Below are 14,224 nucleotides of genomic sequence, written 5' to 3'. Positions count from 1 at the left end.
CATGGACCCGGTACGCCGTCGCCCTCCCGACCACAGGCGGCGGCGCACCCGGCGCCGCACTCCGGCCGCGCCTCACGTCCGCCGCGGGCCGATCCGTCTGGCCCGCTGATTGAGCCGGCTCCGCAGCCGCACGTTCACCACGAACCCGACGAGCAGCACGAGCACGGCGAGGCTGGCCGCCTGCCAGACAACGCTGTTCAGCACGGTCACCACACCGATGAACGCGATGCCCAGCAGGAACACCATCTCCCGCAGTTCCTTCTTCAGCTGGTAGGAGCGGCTGCACCGGATCCGTACGGTCGCCAGCCACTGGCCTTCCAGGCCCAGCCCCGACCACAGCCGGCGGTCGAGGAACACCCACGGCAGATCGGGAAAGGTGCCCAGCGCGTCCAGGGAGCTGGGGTAGCGGCTCGTCATGTCACCGCCGTGCAGCTCCTTGCGGCGCCCCTGCACCTCGTCACTGGTGCGGATGGCCTTCAGCTGGAGCACCGGCACGACACCGTCCGCACCCGGAAAGCCCTCCAGCACGACCACGTCGCCGCTGGTGACACCGAGGAGTTCCAGCGTCAACGTGTCGAGCAGACAGACCTCCTGCTCCGCACTGGCACGGTCGCCGTCCTGCACGCGACAGGTCAGATAACTGACCGGGCCGAAGAAGCGCTCCTGCCATCGACTCCGCACCCGGGGCAGCCGCGCCGCCCGCACGGAGACGGCCTCTCCCGGTTCCAGGCCGACCCCGACACGCAACGAATGGTCGACCTGGACGCTTCGGTCCTCCTGCGCCGGTATGTCCGCGGCGACGATCACCGTGGCCAGCGCGCCGAGACGCTCATGACGCGCCGCGGGGATCTGCGTGTTCTGCACGATGGCGAACTGGGGGTCTCCCAGGGCGGCCGACACCGCGCGCGATAAGCGCACCACCCCGGCGCCGCGCTGGTCGAAGGCATCGGGCGTGCGCCCGGTGTGATAGCTGCCCGCGGGAAGGGAGTTGGCGGGGTGGATGTCGTCGTAGACGGTACGCGCGGGCTCACCGGTGACGTACTGGCGCAGCCCGGAGTCGGTCAGCCGCCCTTCGTCGGCGAACAGACGCGTGCCCTTCTCGCAGAGCTGCTCGTTCCCCCGCGCCCGTGTGCTGAACTCCTCGGGGGTGTCGCCGAACCACTCCCTCAGCTGCCGGGACTCCGAGAGAAGTTCGGTCAGCAGCCGGCGTTCACCGGGGTGAGCGCGCGGGGCCCCGGAACCGTCGTGGATGACTCCATAGCGATGGACGTAGAGATAGGCGCCACCGAGGAGTTCCCCCGACGCCAGCTCCATCGGGAAGTCCTCGGGCGGCAGCAACACCCGGTCGTACTCGCCGTCCGGATCGAAGATCCCCTCACTCGCGTCGACGATCTCCAGCTGGGCGGCGTCCAGCCAGGTGATGAACAGATCCCGGGACACGCCAGGGGTGTGGAAGGGGGACGACGAGACGTACCCCAGCGGGCTCACGTACGCCGACACTCCGATGCCGATCCCCGTGACCCGGGCCTTCACGATGGGGATCGTGGAGGACACGCCGAGCCCCTCCATCTTGTGCCGCAGCTGAGCCGGACACGCGTTGGAGCCCACCGAGATCACGGGGAAGCGGTCGCCCACCAAGGTCTGGTTGGCGCACATGAGGGCGTAGTTCAAAGGCACCGGGCCGTGGCCCGCCGCCCCCGCGCGGAAGCCGCCGGGAGGCTGCTCCACCAGCCACTTGGCCAGCCGCCGGTTCGGGATGGGCCGCAGCCGCAGGAACCGGTTCTCGTGCAGCAGACCGGACTCGGTGGGCCAGACACCTGGGTAGCTGAGGGGATGCTCGCGAGGGGCTTCGGAGAGGCCGAGTGCTTCGAGCGTACGATCGTCCACTGTTCCGTCAGGCCTTTCGCCGTCGGATGGCTGACCGGGGATGACGCGTGCGCGGTCATCGTAAGGAACGCGGAGCCGTCCTCATAGAGGGCCCGGACAGCCCGGCGTGTTCAGCTCGACGGCGGCAGTTCCCCCGAGCCGCGGGTGATCAGGCGGGTGGGGAGTTCGATGCGTTCCGGGGTGACGAGGCTGCCGTCGAGCTGGCGGAAGAGGCGTTCGGCGGCGGTGCGGCCGAGGGCGGCGGCGTCCTGGGCGACCACGGTGACGCCGGGGTTCAGGAGATCGGCGAGTTCGATGTCGTCGAAGCCCACCAGGGCGACGGGTCGGCCGATCTCGGAGATGACACGGACCACGGTGACGGTGACACGGTTGTTGCCGGCGAAGATCGCCGTGACGGGGGAGGGGCCCGAGAGCATCTCCTCCGCCGCCTCGCGCACCCGCTGCGGATCGGTGACCCCGAGGGACATCCACGCGTCCTCGACCGGTATGCCCGCGTCCTCCATCGCCGCCCGGTAGCCGCGCAGTCGCTCGGCGGCCGTGTGGATGCGCGGCATGTCGCCGATGAAGCCGATCCGGCGGTGGCCGTGGGCGATGAGGTGGGCGACACCGTCGCGGGCGCCGCCGAAGCTGTCCGACAGCACGACGTCCGCGTCGATCTTCCCGGCCGGACGGTCCACGAAGACGGTCGCGACACCCGCCTTGATCTCCGGCTCCAGATAACGGTGGTCGTCGCCGGCCGGGATCACCACCAGCCCGTCCACCCGGCGCGCGCACAGGGCGAGGACCAGTTCCTGCTCCCGGTCGGGGTCCTCGGCGCTGGAGCCGTTGATGAGCAGCGCGCCGTGGGCGCGGGCCACCTCCTCCACCGCGCGGCTGAGCGGACCGTAGAAGGGGTCGGCGAGATCCTCCAGGACGAGGCCGATGCTCGCGGTGCGCCCCTTGCGCAGCACGCGCGCGCTGTCGTTGCGGCGGAAGCCCAGCGCTTCGATGGCCTCCTGGACGCGGCGCTCGGTGTCCGGGGTGACCCCCGGCTCGCCGTTGACCACGCGCGAGACCGTCTTGAGGCCGACTCCGGCACGCGCGGCTACGTCCTTCATGGTCGGACGGTTTCCGTAGCGGCTTCCGGTGAGGCGGTCTGCTCGGCGGGCGGTCTCTGCCACGATGTGCTGTCCTGTCCTGTCGTCCATGGGGATGCGCCGGTCCATGGGGTTGTATGAGGATGTGGCGTCGAGCATAGAGCCTGGACAACGTTGTCAGATGCGGGAGACACTGTCCACCGCAATCTCCGGCCTGCGCCTTCCCCTCGAGGCGTGCGGTCCCTGCCGTCGTCACGGCGCCCTTCGCACGGCGTCCGGCAGGGTCCGGTCCTGCCCGCACCCGGCCGGAGACCCGGACCCGCAGCGCGGCGGGCCCGGCACGACACCGCCTTGGGAGTTCTGACACTGATGCACACCGACCTCGTGGCCGCGCTCGACATCGGCGGCACCAAGATCGCCGGAGCGCTGGTGGACGGCCACGGCCGGATCCTGCTGCGCGCGCAGCGCGCGACGCCCGCACAGGAGGACGGCGACACCGTGATGCGCGCCGTCGAGGACGTGCTCGGCGAGCTCACCGTCTCACCGCTGTGGAGCGGGGCACGGGCGGTCGGTATCGGCAGCGCGGGCCCGGTGGACGCCTCCGCCGGCACGGTGAGCCCCGTGAACGTGCCCGGCTGGCGCGGCTATCCGCTGGTCGAGGGGGTCCGCAGGGCCACCGGCGGGCTCCCCGTGGAGCTGATCGGCGACGGCGTGGCCATCACGGCGGCCGAGCACTGGCAGGGCGCCGCCCGCGGCCACGACAACGCGCTGTGCATGGTGGTGTCCACCGGGGTGGGCGGCGGACTCGTCCTCAACGGGCAGTTGCACCCCGGCCCCACCGGCAACGCGGGTCACATCGGCCACATCAGCGTCGACCTCGACGGCGACGCGTGCCCGTGCGGCTCCCGCGGCTGCGTGGAGCGCATCGCCAGCGGCCCGAACATCGCGCGCCGCGCGCTGGACGCCGGCTGGCGGCCCGGCCCGGACGGCGACACGACGGCCGCCGCGGTCGGCGAGGCCGCCCGCGCCGGCGACCCGGTGGCCGTGGCCTCCTTCGAGCGGGCCGCGCAGGCCCTCGCCGCGGGCATCGCCGCGACCGCGACGCTCGTCGAGATCGACATCGCCGTCATCGGCGGGGGAGTGGCCAAGGCCGGCGAGGTCCTCTTCGCGCCGCTGCGCAGGGCGCTGGCCGACTACGCGACCCTGTCCTTCGTGCAGCGCCTGACCGTGGCGCCCGCGCTGATGGGCACGGACGCGGGCCTGGTCGGCGCGGCGGCGGCCGCGCTCACCCGCAGGACGAGCGCGACCGCGGCCGGGGTCTGAGGGGGTTGACGCCGGGGGTCGGGCGGGACCACGCCTGGGCGATCCGTGGGGGGGTCTGCAAGCGGGCCGCGCGTGCCCTGCCCGCGGCTGGGGTCCAGGTCCCGGCGCCGTGGGCTCCTGCCGGCGGCCCGTCCGTGCCGTGCCGTACCCGAGGCTGGGACCCAGGTTCCGGCGCTGTGGGCTCCTGCAAGCGGGCCGCGCGTGCCCTGCCCGCGGCTGGGGTCCAGGTTCCGGCGCCGTGGGCTCCTGCCGGCGAACCGTCCCGCCGTTCCCGTGGCCGGGACCTTCCTGCGGCGGTGCCCACAAGCCGGTGGCCGCCCATCCCCCGGTGTGCGGTGGGGCGTCGCGCCCTGCCGCAGACGGTCCGCGCCCCCGCCACGGCTCTCCGCCTGTCGCTGACGGCCCGCGCCCGCGCGTCCCCGCCCTGAGCGAGGGCGGGGGCGCGTCGGCCGGTCCGCCGTCGTGCGCCCTGCCGTCGTGCGTCCCGCCCTCGCCCTGTCACGGCCTCAGCAGCTGAGCTTCGCGTCCGCCCAGTCCGCGTGGTCCGAGTCGATCCCGTCGCCGCCGTCGGTGACGACGAGCCGGACCACCTGGGCGCCGGTCACATCGGCCGTGACCGGCTGGGCCGGCATCGCGTTGGTGAGCACGCCGGTCGAGGCGACCTTGACGTCGTCGGCCCAGATCTCGAAGGCGACGGTGCCCTTGGCGCCCTTCTCGTCGTCCACGCCCACGTCGGCGGTGACCGTCTCGCACGCCTTGCCGGTGTAGTACTCGACGGCGCTCTCGGCGTGCACACCGAGTCCCTTGGCGTAGGTGACCCCGGCGAGCGTGATCGGACGACCGTCCCCGGCGGCGCTCTCCCCGTTGCTGGTGTTGCGCTCGACCGGTCCCCAGCCGTTGGTCGTCGACAGCCACGGCAGGTCGCCGAGGGGCGAGGCACCCGAAGGCGGCGCCACGACCACGGAGGCCTGCAATGGCAGTACGGTCTCGGCGCGTACACCGGTCGGCGAGCGGTACGCCGTCTTCAGCGTGAGGTCGTACGAGCCCGTGGGCGTGCCCTCGGGCGCGGTGACCTGCCACTGGGTGCGCAGGGCACGGCCGGTCGGCAGGACGGCCTGGGTGGTCGGACCGGTCGCCCGTACCGTCCAGCCCTCGGGTCCGCTCATCGTCACCGAGACCTGCCTCGCGGGCGTGCGGCCGAGGTCGGTGACCGTCGACGTCAGCGTGGCCGCCTTTCCGGCCTCCACCAACGGGCTTCCGTCCAGGCCGAGTTCGACGGCGGGCGGGTTCGCGGCCCACCGGGGGTCGGCCGCGACGCGGAACAGGACGGTGCCGTGCGCGGGTACGGTCGCCGCGATCGTGCCGGCGGTGTTGTAGCTCATGTGCCGCCACAGGTCGCGCTGGGTGTACGCGTCGGCCGCGGGCAGGCCGACGGCCTGCGCGGTCGTGGCGATGCGCTGTGCGCTGCCGGTCTCGTTGAACAGCGCCACGGCGCGGCTGCCGTCCTTCATCTCCTTGGAGACGACCCAGCGTCCGCCGGTGGAGGACACCACCGCGCCCTGCTTGCCCAGCGGGTCCTGGTCGACGGCGATGACCTCCTTGTTGTCGAGGATGTCGAAGGTCGCCGCGGAGGCCTTGCGCAGGTCCGAGCCGATGAGCAGGGGGGCAGCCATGACCGACCACATGGAGAAGTGCGAGCGGTACTCGGTGTCGGTCATGCCGCCGTTGCCGACCTCCAGCATGTCCGGGTCGTTCCAGTGCCCGGGACCGGCGTGCGGGGCGAGCGGCAGGTTCTGCTTGAGGATCGACAGCATGGAGCCCCAGCTGTCGCTGATGTCCCCGGTGGTGCGCCACAGGTGGCCGACGTCGGCGGCCCATTCCCAGGGCTTGTTCTCGCCCCATTCGCAGATGCTGTAGACGATCGGCCGCCCGGTCGCCTTCAGCGCGTCACGCATGGTCGTGTAGCGCAGGCGGGCGTCGACGCCCTGGTTGTTGCAGTTGTCGTACTTGAGGTAGTCGACGCCCCAGTCCGCGAACTGCCGGGCGTCGCTGTACTCGTGGCCGAGAGCGCCGGGGAATCCCGCGCTGTTGCAGGTCTTCGTGCCGGCGCTGGTGTAGATGCCGAGCTTGAGCCCCTTGGCGTGCACGTAGTCGGCGACCGCTTTGATCCCGCCGGGGAACCGCACGGGGTCGGGTACCAGTTGGCCGTTCGCGTCCCGGCCGGGCAGGGCCCAGCAGTCGTCCAGGTTGACGTACTGGTAGCCGGCGTCCTTGAGGCCCTTGTCGACGAAGATGTCCGCGATGCCCTTGACCATGTCCTCGTTGAACTCCGCCCGGCAGTGTGTGGAGTTCCAGTTGTTGAAGCCCATCGGAGGGGTGAGGGCGAGACCGTCTGCCAGAGCCGGGGAGGCGGGGGAGGCCGTGGCCGGTGCGGCGGGGGCGCTGCCGGGGGCGGCGAGAGCAGGTGAGGCGAGGCCGGCCGTACACAACAGTCCGGCAGCCAGCGCTCCGACCACTCTTCTGCGGGTTGTGCGGGTGTGAAGGTGACGCATCGTTACGTTCCTCCGAACTCGCGAAAGATGGGATGACGACATGTCCGCGACAATGGTGCGCGTTTACGGTAGGACGTGTCGGACTCTGTTGGAAGAGAAGCGGTAACGGTTGTTCGATATCCCGTCAGAACCCTTGACGGAGCCCTTGCATGGGAGTGAGATCCAAGCCTCGCGTTCGGTTGTGTTGGATGGCACCCCGAGGAGGAGGACATGGCACAGTCATCGTCGGACGGGCCTGTCGTGCCCGAAGGTTCCACAGGACATCGGATGTCCCGGCGAAATCTCCTGCGAGGTGCGGCCGTCGGAATCGGCGCGGTCTCGCTCCCCACCCTGCTGGCCGCGTGCGGCGACGGACCGGGAGGGAACAAGAACGAAGTCACCGTGGGGTCCAACGCGTCGGACGAGGTCCCCAAGAAGGCCTACGCGGCGGCCTTCGCGGCGTACGAGAAGAAGACCGGCAAGAAGGTCAAGGTCAACACCAAGGACCACAACGACTTCCAGGAGAACATCAACCGCTATCTCCAGGGCACGCCCGACGACGTCTTCATGTGGTTCGCCGGTTACCGCATGCAGTACTTCGCCGAGAAAGGGCTGCTGCACGAGATCAGTGACGTCTGGGGCGGCTTCGACGGGTTCTCCGACGCGCTCAAGGAGCAGTCCACGCACGAGGGCAAGCAGTACTTCGTGCCGTACTACTACTATCCGTGGGCCGTCTTCCACCGGAAGAGCCTCTTCGTGAAGCAGGGCTACGAACAGCCCGCGACGTGGGACGAGTTCGTCGCGCTCGCCAAGAAGATGTCGAAGGACGGCACCCCCGTCGCGTTCTGCGACAAGGACGGCTGGCCCGCCATGGGCACCTTCGACTACATCAACATGCGGCTGAACGGATACGACTTCCACAAGTCCCTGATGGCGGGCGAGGAGGCGTGGACCGACACCAAGGTCAAGAACGTCTTCGACACGTGGCGCGAACTCATGCCGTACTACCAGAAGGGCGCCCTCGGCCGTACGTGGGAAGAGGCCGGCCAGAGCCTCCAGCAGCGCAAGACCGGCATGGCGGTGTTCGGAATGCCGCACCCAGGAACGCAGTTCCCGGACGACGAGCGCGACGACATCGACTTCTTCGCCTTCCCCGAGATCGACCCGCAGTACGCGCAGGACGCCGTGGAAGCCCCCATCGACGGATTCCTCGTCGCCAAGAAGTCGAAGAACGTCGACGGGGCCGAAGCCCTGCTGACATGGCTGGGCACCCCCAAGGCCGAGGACACCTATCTCGCGCTCGACCCCAACAACGTGGCCGTCAACGACGGCGCCGACACCTCCAAGTACACCGCCCTGCAGAAGAAGTCGGCCGAGTTGGTGTCCGGAGCCAAGCAGATCTCACAGTTCATGGACCGCGACACCCGGCCCGACTTCGCCTCGACCGTCATGATCAAGGCGATCCAGGACTTCATCGGCAATCCGAAGGACGTCGACGGTCTCTGCAACAGCATCGAACGACAGAAGAAGACCATCTTCTCGTCGCCCGTCGGCTGAACCTGGGGGAAGACGTTCCGTGGCGCTCAACATCCCACGGCGCGCGGGACGACGACGGCTGCGACGGTTCACCCGCCGCGACGTCGTCGTCCTCGGCGTGCTCCTCGGCATACCCGTCCTGCTCGACGTCGCCGTCGTCTGGGGCCCCACCTTCGCCTCCATCGGACTCTCCTTCACCTCCTGGGACGGCATCGGCGACATCCACTGGGTCGGCGGCGACAACTACAAGAACATGGCCGAGAACTACCCGGTCTTCTGGCCGGCCGTCCGCCACAACATCCTGTGGCTGCTCTTCCTCGGCCTGATCGCCACGCCCTTCGGCCTCTTCCTGGCCGTCCTCATCGACAGGGGCGTCCGCTTCAGCCGCTTCTACCAGTCGACGATCTACCTGCCGGTCGTGCTCTCCCTCGCCATCGTCGGCTTCATCGCCCAACTGGTCCTGGGCACCGACCAGGGCGTGGTCAACACCATCCTGAACAACCACGACGACCCCATCGACTGGCTCGGCGACTCGCACCTCAACCTCTGGATGATGATGATCGCGGCGAGCTGGCGGCACACCGGCTACGTGATGATCCTCTACCTGGCCGGACTCAAGTCCGTGGACCCGCAGTTGAAGGAAGCGGCCGCCATCGACGGCGCCAACGCCCGCCAGACCTTCTTCCGCGTCGTCTTCCCGACGCTGCGCCCCGTCAACGTCATCGTCGGCGTCATCACCGTCATCGAGGCGCTGCGCGCCTTCGACATCGTCTACGCCGTCAACAAGGGCCGCAACGGCCTGGAACTCCTCTCCGTCCTGATCACCGACAACATCATCGGTGAGGCCAGCCGCATCGGCTTCGGCTCCGCCATCGCGGTCGTCCTGCTCACCGTCTCCCTGGGATTCATCGTGACGTTCCTGGTCCAAGAGCTGCGAGGTGCGCGCGACCGATGACCGCCGACATCCGCACCGACGCGCCCGCCCGGACGGAGCCCGCCACGGCACGACGGTCCACGCCCCGCCGCGGGCCACGCCCCGGCCGCTTCGGCGTGCACATCTTCCTGATGGGCGTGTCCCTGGCCTTCCTCGCCCCGCTCCTGCTCGCCGTCTACGCCTCGCTGCGGCCGTACGAGGAGACCGCACAGCACGGCTACTTCTCGTTCCCGAGGCACCTGTCCTTCGACTACTACCGCCGGGCCTACACCGAGTCCGGCATGGGCAAGTACTTCACCAACACGCTGCTCATCGCCGTCCCCGGGGTGCTCGTCACCCTGTTCCTGGCGTCCTTCGTCGCGTTCGCGGTCTCCCGCCTCAAACTGCGGGGCGGCCTCGTCCTGCTGATGTTCTTCACCGCGGGCAACCTGCTGCCCCAGCAGGTGATCGTGACTCCGCTGTACGTCCTGTTCAACAAGATCCCGCTGCCCTGGTGGATGTCCGACTCCCTCACGATGTACGACTCCTACTGGGCCGTGATCATCGTCAACGTCGGCTTCCAGCTGGGCTTCTGCGTCTTCGTGCTCGCCAACTTCATGCGGACCCTGCCGCAGGAGATCCTCGAAGCCGCGGTGGTCGACGGCGCCGGAGTCTGGACCCAGTTCTGGCGCATCACGCTGCCGCTGTGCCGGCCCGCGCTCGCCGCCCTCGGCACCCTCGAATTCACCTGGATCTACAACGACTTCCTCTGGGCCCTCATCTTCATCTCCAACCCCGACAAGCTCCCCGTCACGTCGTCCCTGAACAACCTCCGGGGCCAGTTCTTCACCGACTACAACCTGCTGGCCGCGGGCTCGGTCCTCGTCGCCCTCCCGACGATCCTCGTGTTCCTGCTCCTGCAGCGGCACTTCATCGCGGGACTGACGCTGGGGTCGACGAAGGGGTAGGGCGCGACGTGCGCGCACGGTGGCCGCCAGGCCTCCTGGCAAGCGCGTCGAGAGGACCTGACGGCTCACCCACAGCAGTCCGTGAGGGGAAGCCGACCCCCTCCGGACCTGCTGCTCGGCTTGCTCCATACGCGGCCGCCCGGCCGTGCGGTCTCAGCCCGTACCGAGGGCCGCCGCCTCGCCACCGTCGTCGTCCGACTCCGCGTCCGGCGAGGGGACCGCGCTCTCGACCGCTCTTCGCCGCGCGGACTTCTGCCCCTTGGTCACGCACGCGGCCGAACGGGCCAGCTGCGCCTGCAACTGCTCGAACGCCGCCGGCCCTGCCAGATCCCGCAACCTGCGACTTCTGCTCATATCTGGAGAAACGATCCACCGCCCGGTCCGTAACCCGGCCGCGCCCGAACGGAGCAATAGCGATGACTCGTCCGGTGCCTCCCGGTCCCGGACGCGGCTCATGCACCCGTCGGGATCACATACCGTCCAGCAGTGATCCGCCCAGGTCACGCGGTACGCCCGCCTCCGGCGACTCCGCCCACAGCCGGGCAGCGATCTCATCCGCCTCGTCCTGCGGTGTCCCCGCCTCGACCAGGATGACCCCCTTGCTGCCGTCGGGGAACTTCACGACTCGAGCCTCTTTGCCCAGCCGGTCCAGCTTCGCCCTCTCCGGCATCCTCACTCCTTCAGTCTTCCGTCGGGGAGACCACGCTAGAACGCCTTCACCAGGGCCGACAGTCGAGTTCGGCCGTACGGCCTACTGCTTGATCGCCTCCACCGGCGGGTGCCGCGGATGCCGCGGGTGCGGGTGGGAAATGCTCGGCATCTCGGGCGGCGCGCGTGACCCTTCGGCGGTTCGCCAGTTGAACCGGGCATGAAGAAGCGCAGCATGCTCGCCATTGCCTCCCTCGCCACCGGGTTCGTCGTCGCGGCGATCACCCCCTCCCACGCCGTCGACGGGAACGCGCTGGGCGATCTGAATGTCGGTGACACCCTCAGCACCGTCGATCACACGATCAGCAGCGACAGTCTGGCCGTCGACCAGGACGCGCTGGGCGGGGAGAACGCCTGAACGGTTCCTTCCATGGCGCCGGTGCCCGGGGACGGGGCACCGGCGCCATGCTGTGGGCGCCCTCATCAGGGGCTGGTTTCCGTGGCAGGGTGGAGCGGGCAAGCCACAGGGGGCCAACAGAAGAGGGGGAATCGTGATCGTCTGGATCAACGGTGCGTTCGGTGCGGGGAAGACCACCACCGCACGGGAACTGATCGAGCTGATCCCGAACAGCACGCTCTTCGACCCCGAGGTCATCGGCGGCGCACTCACGCACCTGCTGCCGGCCAAGCACCTCGCCGAGGTCGGCGACTTCCAGGACCTGCCGATCTGGCGACGTCTGGTGGTCGACACCGCGGCGGCGATGCTCGCCGAGCTCGGTGGTGTCCTCGTGGTCCCGATGACCCTGCTCCGCCAGGAATACCGCGACGAGATCTTCGGAGGCCTGGCCGCGCGCCGTGTCTCGGTACGGCATGTGCTCCTCGCCCCGGCGGAAACGATCCTGCGCGAGCGAATAGCCGACCGTGAGGTGCCGCCGGAACTGCCCGACGGCGAGATCAGGGTGCGCCAGTGGTCCTACGACCACATCGAGCCCTACCGTGCCGCGCTCGGCTCCTGGCTGACCGCGGACGCCCATCCCGTGGACACCAGCGCCCTCACCCCGTACGACGCGGCGGTCCGCATCGCCGAGGCCGTGCGGACCGGGGAGGTACCCGTCTGCGACATCGTGCAGACCCCCGAGCCCACCGCGGAGACCGTCGCCGCCGGAGTGCTCCTCTTCGACGAGCGGGACCGGGTGCTCCTCGTCGATCCGACGTACAAGCCCGGCTGGGAATTCCCCGGCGGCGTCGTCGAGCCCGGTGAGGCCCCCGCCCGCGCGGGCATGCGCGAGGTCGCCGAGGAGACCGGCCTCACGCTCGAGGACGTGCCGCGGCTCCTCGTCGTCGACTGGGAGTCGCCCAAGCCCCCCGGCTACGGCGGTCTGCGGCTGCTGTTCGACGGTGGCCGCCTCGACGTGGCGGCCACCCGGCGACTGCTGCTCCCCGGACCCGAGCTCCGCGACTGGCGCTTCGCCACCGAAGAGGAAGCGGCCGACCTCCTGCCGCCCGTGCGCTACGAACGGCTGCGCTGGGCCCTGCGGGCGCGCGAACGGGGCGCGGCGCTCTACCTGGAGTCAGGGGTCCCCGTGGGCTGACGCGGTCGAGTCGGTCGGCTCGTGCGCGACCTTCTCCGGTCGGATGACGGTTTCCGGTTTCCGGATGCCGGATGCCGGATGCCGGGCGCTGGGCGTCAGACGACGGATGTCAGACGCCGGACGCCGAGCATCGGACGTCGGACGACGGATGCCGGACGACGGATGCCGGGCGTCGGGCGTCGGGCGTCGGACGCCGGGCATGAGCGGTCGGGGTCGACCGCTGCCCGGCGCCCGGCGGGAGGAACTGCCCGGCGGCCGGCCGGAACAGCGGTCAGCTCGCCGCGTAGTTCCGGAGGAACAGCGCCTCGGCGACCGACAGACGCTCCAGCTCGTCCGGTGAGACGCCCTCGTTCACCGCGTGGATCTGTGCCTCCGGCTCGCTCAGGCCGATGAGCAGGATCTCGGCCTGCGGGTACAGCGAGGCGAGAGTGTTGCACAGCGGGATGGAGCCGCCCAGGCCCGCGTACTGCATCTCCTGGCCCGCGTACGCGACCGACATGGCCTCGGTCATCGCCGCGTAGGCCGGGCTCGACGTGTCGGCGCGGAACGGCTGGCCCTGGCCGATCTGCTCGGTGCTCACCCGCGCGCCCCACGGCGTACGCGTCTGCAGGTGGGCCTGGAGCAGCTTGGTCGCCTCGGCGGCGTCCGCGCCCGGCGGCACCCGCAGGCTCACCAGCGCGCGGGCGCCCGCCTGTACGGAGGCCGTCGCGCCGACCACCGGCGGGCTGTCGATGCCGAGGACGGTGACGGCCGGACGCGCCCAGATGCGGTCGGCGATCGTCCCGGAGCCGATGAGTTCCACCCCGTCGAGCACCTTGGCGTCCTTGCGGAACGACTCCTCGTCGTACTGCAGCCCGTCCCACGCCGCGTCGCCCGCGAGACCGTCGACCGTCGTCGAACCGTCCTCGGCCCGCAGCGAGTCCAGGACGCGGATCAGCGCCGCCAGCGCGTCGGGCGCCGCCCCGCCGAACTGCCCCGAGTGCAGGTTCCCTTCGAGGGTGTCCACCTGAACGCGTACGAGGGTCATGCCGCGCAGCGTCGCGGTCACCGTCGGCAGCCCGGCGCGGAAGTTGCCGGCGTCGCCGATGACGATGGTGTCCGCCGTCAGCAACTCCGGGTGCTCCTCGGCGTACCGCTCGAGGCCGCCGGTGCCCTGCTCCTCCGAACCCTCGACGATCACCTTGACGTGCACCGGGACGCCGCCGTTCGCCTTCAGCGCCCGCAGGGCGAGCAGGTGCATGATGACGCCGCCCTTGCAGTCGGCGCTGCCGCGCCCGTACCAGCGGCCGTCGCGCTCCGTCAGTTCGAACGGCGGCGTCACCCAAGCCGCCTCGTCCAGCGGCGGCTGCACGTCGTAGTGCGCGTACAGCAGGACCGTCTTCGCACCCTCCGGCCCGGGCAGGAAGCCGTACACCGACTGCGTGCCGTCAGGGGTGTCGAGCAGCGCCAGGTCCTGGAAGCCTTCGGCGCGCAGCGCGTCGACTATCCAGTTCGCCGCGCCCTCGCTCTCGCTCTTGGGATATTGGTCGAAGTCCGCCACCGACTTGAAGGCCACCAGCTCGGCGAGCTCCGCCTTCGCACGGGGCATGAGCGAGGCGATGGTCTCGGCGACCGGATTCGACGACATGGGCACGCTCCTTGTGGGTGCGACGTTCACTTCTGTGTACAGGTGATCGGACGGTGCGTACGCGCTTACTGGTGTGCAGGGCACATACGCAGCCGATCCTCCCACAGTGGCCTGCGGGGATGC

At 70.1% G+C, this 14,224-nt stretch carries 12 protein-coding genes; 6 read left to right on the top strand and 6 right to left on the bottom strand.

Annotation, left to right across the window (positions count from 1 at the left end):
* Positions 1–72 precede the first annotated feature (72 nt).
* A complete protein-coding gene (locus tag ACSYGO_RS08625) occupies positions 73–1,887 on the bottom strand; it encodes a hypothetical protein (RefSeq protein ID WP_426679287.1) in 1,815 nt (604 codons plus the stop codon).
* A gap of 110 nt (positions 1,888–1,997) precedes the next feature.
* Positions 1,998–3,074: a LacI family DNA-binding transcriptional regulator gene (locus ACSYGO_RS08620; RefSeq protein ID WP_426679286.1), complete on the bottom strand. Its 1,077-nt coding sequence runs from the start codon at positions 3,072–3,074 to the stop codon at positions 1,998–2,000.
* Positions 3,075–3,332: 258 nt separating this feature from the next.
* Between ACSYGO_RS08620 and ACSYGO_RS08615 the strand changes: the two genes are divergently transcribed.
* Positions 3,333–4,286 carry an ROK family protein gene (locus ACSYGO_RS08615; RefSeq protein ID WP_359503998.1) on the top strand — a complete coding sequence of 318 codons (954 nt, stop codon included), beginning with the start codon at positions 3,333–3,335 and terminating at the stop codon, positions 4,284–4,286.
* Positions 4,287–4,792: 506 nt separating this feature from the next.
* Here ACSYGO_RS08615 and ACSYGO_RS08610 read toward each other — a convergent pair.
* A complete protein-coding gene (locus tag ACSYGO_RS08610) occupies positions 4,793–6,838 on the bottom strand; it encodes an NPCBM/NEW2 domain-containing protein (RefSeq protein WP_460386399.1) in 2,046 nt (681 codons plus the stop codon).
* Positions 6,839–7,105: 267 nt separating this feature from the next.
* On the opposite strand from ACSYGO_RS08610, the gene ACSYGO_RS08605 reads away from it, so the two are divergent.
* Genes ACSYGO_RS08605 through ACSYGO_RS08595 form a run of 3 tightly spaced genes read left to right on the top strand, consistent with a single transcriptional unit; the run spans position 7,106 to position 10,234 of the window.
* The gene (locus tag ACSYGO_RS08605) at positions 7,106–8,374 is read left to right on the top strand and encodes an ABC transporter substrate-binding protein (protein ID WP_426679284.1); all 1,269 of its coding nucleotides are present in this window, start codon (positions 7,106–7,108) and stop codon (positions 8,372–8,374) included.
* 19 nt (positions 8,375–8,393) lie between these two features.
* Entirely contained in the window at positions 8,394–9,308 is a 915-nt protein-coding gene (locus tag ACSYGO_RS08600; RefSeq protein WP_426679283.1) for a carbohydrate ABC transporter permease, read from the top strand.
* Complete coding sequence (locus ACSYGO_RS08595) at positions 9,305–10,234, top strand: carbohydrate ABC transporter permease (protein WP_426679282.1); 930 nt, start codon at positions 9,305–9,307, stop codon at positions 10,232–10,234. Before ACSYGO_RS08600 ends, ACSYGO_RS08595 begins: the two co-directional genes overlap by 4 nt.
* Before the next feature lie 153 nt (positions 10,235–10,387).
* On the opposite strand, the gene ACSYGO_RS08590 is transcribed toward ACSYGO_RS08595, so the two are convergent.
* Together ACSYGO_RS08590 and ACSYGO_RS08585 are read right to left on the bottom strand one after the other, a co-directional pair.
* Entirely contained in the window at positions 10,388–10,570 is a 183-nt protein-coding gene (locus ACSYGO_RS08590; RefSeq protein ID WP_426679281.1) for a hypothetical protein, read from the bottom strand.
* Between the two features lie 133 nt (positions 10,571–10,703).
* Complete coding sequence (locus tag ACSYGO_RS08585) at positions 10,704–10,904, bottom strand: hypothetical protein (RefSeq protein ID WP_432187603.1); 201 nt, start codon at positions 10,902–10,904, stop codon at positions 10,704–10,706.
* A 198-nt stretch (positions 10,905–11,102) separates the two neighbouring features.
* On the opposite strand from ACSYGO_RS08585, the gene ACSYGO_RS08580 reads away from it, so the two are divergent.
* Both ACSYGO_RS08580 and ACSYGO_RS08575 read left to right on the top strand, forming a co-directional pair.
* A complete protein-coding gene (locus ACSYGO_RS08580) occupies positions 11,103–11,300 on the top strand; it encodes a hypothetical protein (RefSeq protein WP_426679279.1) in 198 nt (65 codons plus the stop codon).
* Between the two features lie 130 nt (positions 11,301–11,430).
* Entirely contained in the window at positions 11,431–12,474 is a 1,044-nt protein-coding gene (locus ACSYGO_RS08575; RefSeq protein WP_460389690.1) for an NUDIX hydrolase, read from the top strand.
* Positions 12,475–12,745: 271 nt separating this feature from the next.
* On the opposite strand, the gene ACSYGO_RS08570 is transcribed toward ACSYGO_RS08575, so the two are convergent.
* A complete protein-coding gene (locus ACSYGO_RS08570; protein ID WP_460386398.1) occupies positions 12,746–14,101 on the bottom strand; it encodes a M20/M25/M40 family metallo-hydrolase in 1,356 nt (451 codons plus the stop codon).
* Between the last annotated feature and the right edge of the window lie 123 nt (positions 14,102–14,224).

It is taken from the genome of Streptomyces krungchingensis, assembly GCF_054729265.1.
The sequence above is the reverse complement of the archived record's forward strand: the minus strand, read 5'-3'. Positions and strand labels throughout refer to the sequence as shown.

What these genes read in the sequence shown, in the direction of transcription:
- ACSYGO_RS08605 (WP_426679284.1), top strand. Translation starts at nt 7,106, where the DNA reads ATGTCCCGGCGAAATCTCCTGCGAGGTGCGGCCGTCGGAATCGGCGCG.
- ACSYGO_RS08570 (WP_460386398.1), bottom strand. Translation starts at nt 14,101, where the DNA reads ATGTCGTCGAATCCGGTCGCCGAGACCATCGCCTCGCTCATGCCCCGT.
- ACSYGO_RS08620 (WP_426679286.1), bottom strand. Translation starts at nt 3,074, where the DNA reads ATGGACGACAGGACAGGACAGCACATCGTGGCAGAGACCGCCCGCCGA.
- ACSYGO_RS08595 (WP_426679282.1), top strand. Translation starts at nt 9,305, where the DNA reads ATGACCGCCGACATCCGCACCGACGCGCCCGCCCGGACGGAGCCCGCC.
- ACSYGO_RS08610 (WP_460386399.1), bottom strand. Translation starts at nt 6,838, where the DNA reads ATGCGTCACCTTCACACCCGCACAACCCGCAGAAGAGTGGTCGGAGCG.
- ACSYGO_RS08585 (WP_432187603.1), bottom strand. Translation starts at nt 10,904, where the DNA reads ATGCCGGAGAGGGCGAAGCTGGACCGGCTGGGCAAAGAGGCTCGAGTC.
- ACSYGO_RS08580 (WP_426679279.1), top strand. Translation starts at nt 11,103, where the DNA reads ATGAAGAAGCGCAGCATGCTCGCCATTGCCTCCCTCGCCACCGGGTTC.
- ACSYGO_RS08615 (WP_359503998.1), top strand. Translation starts at nt 3,333, where the DNA reads ATGCACACCGACCTCGTGGCCGCGCTCGACATCGGCGGCACCAAGATC.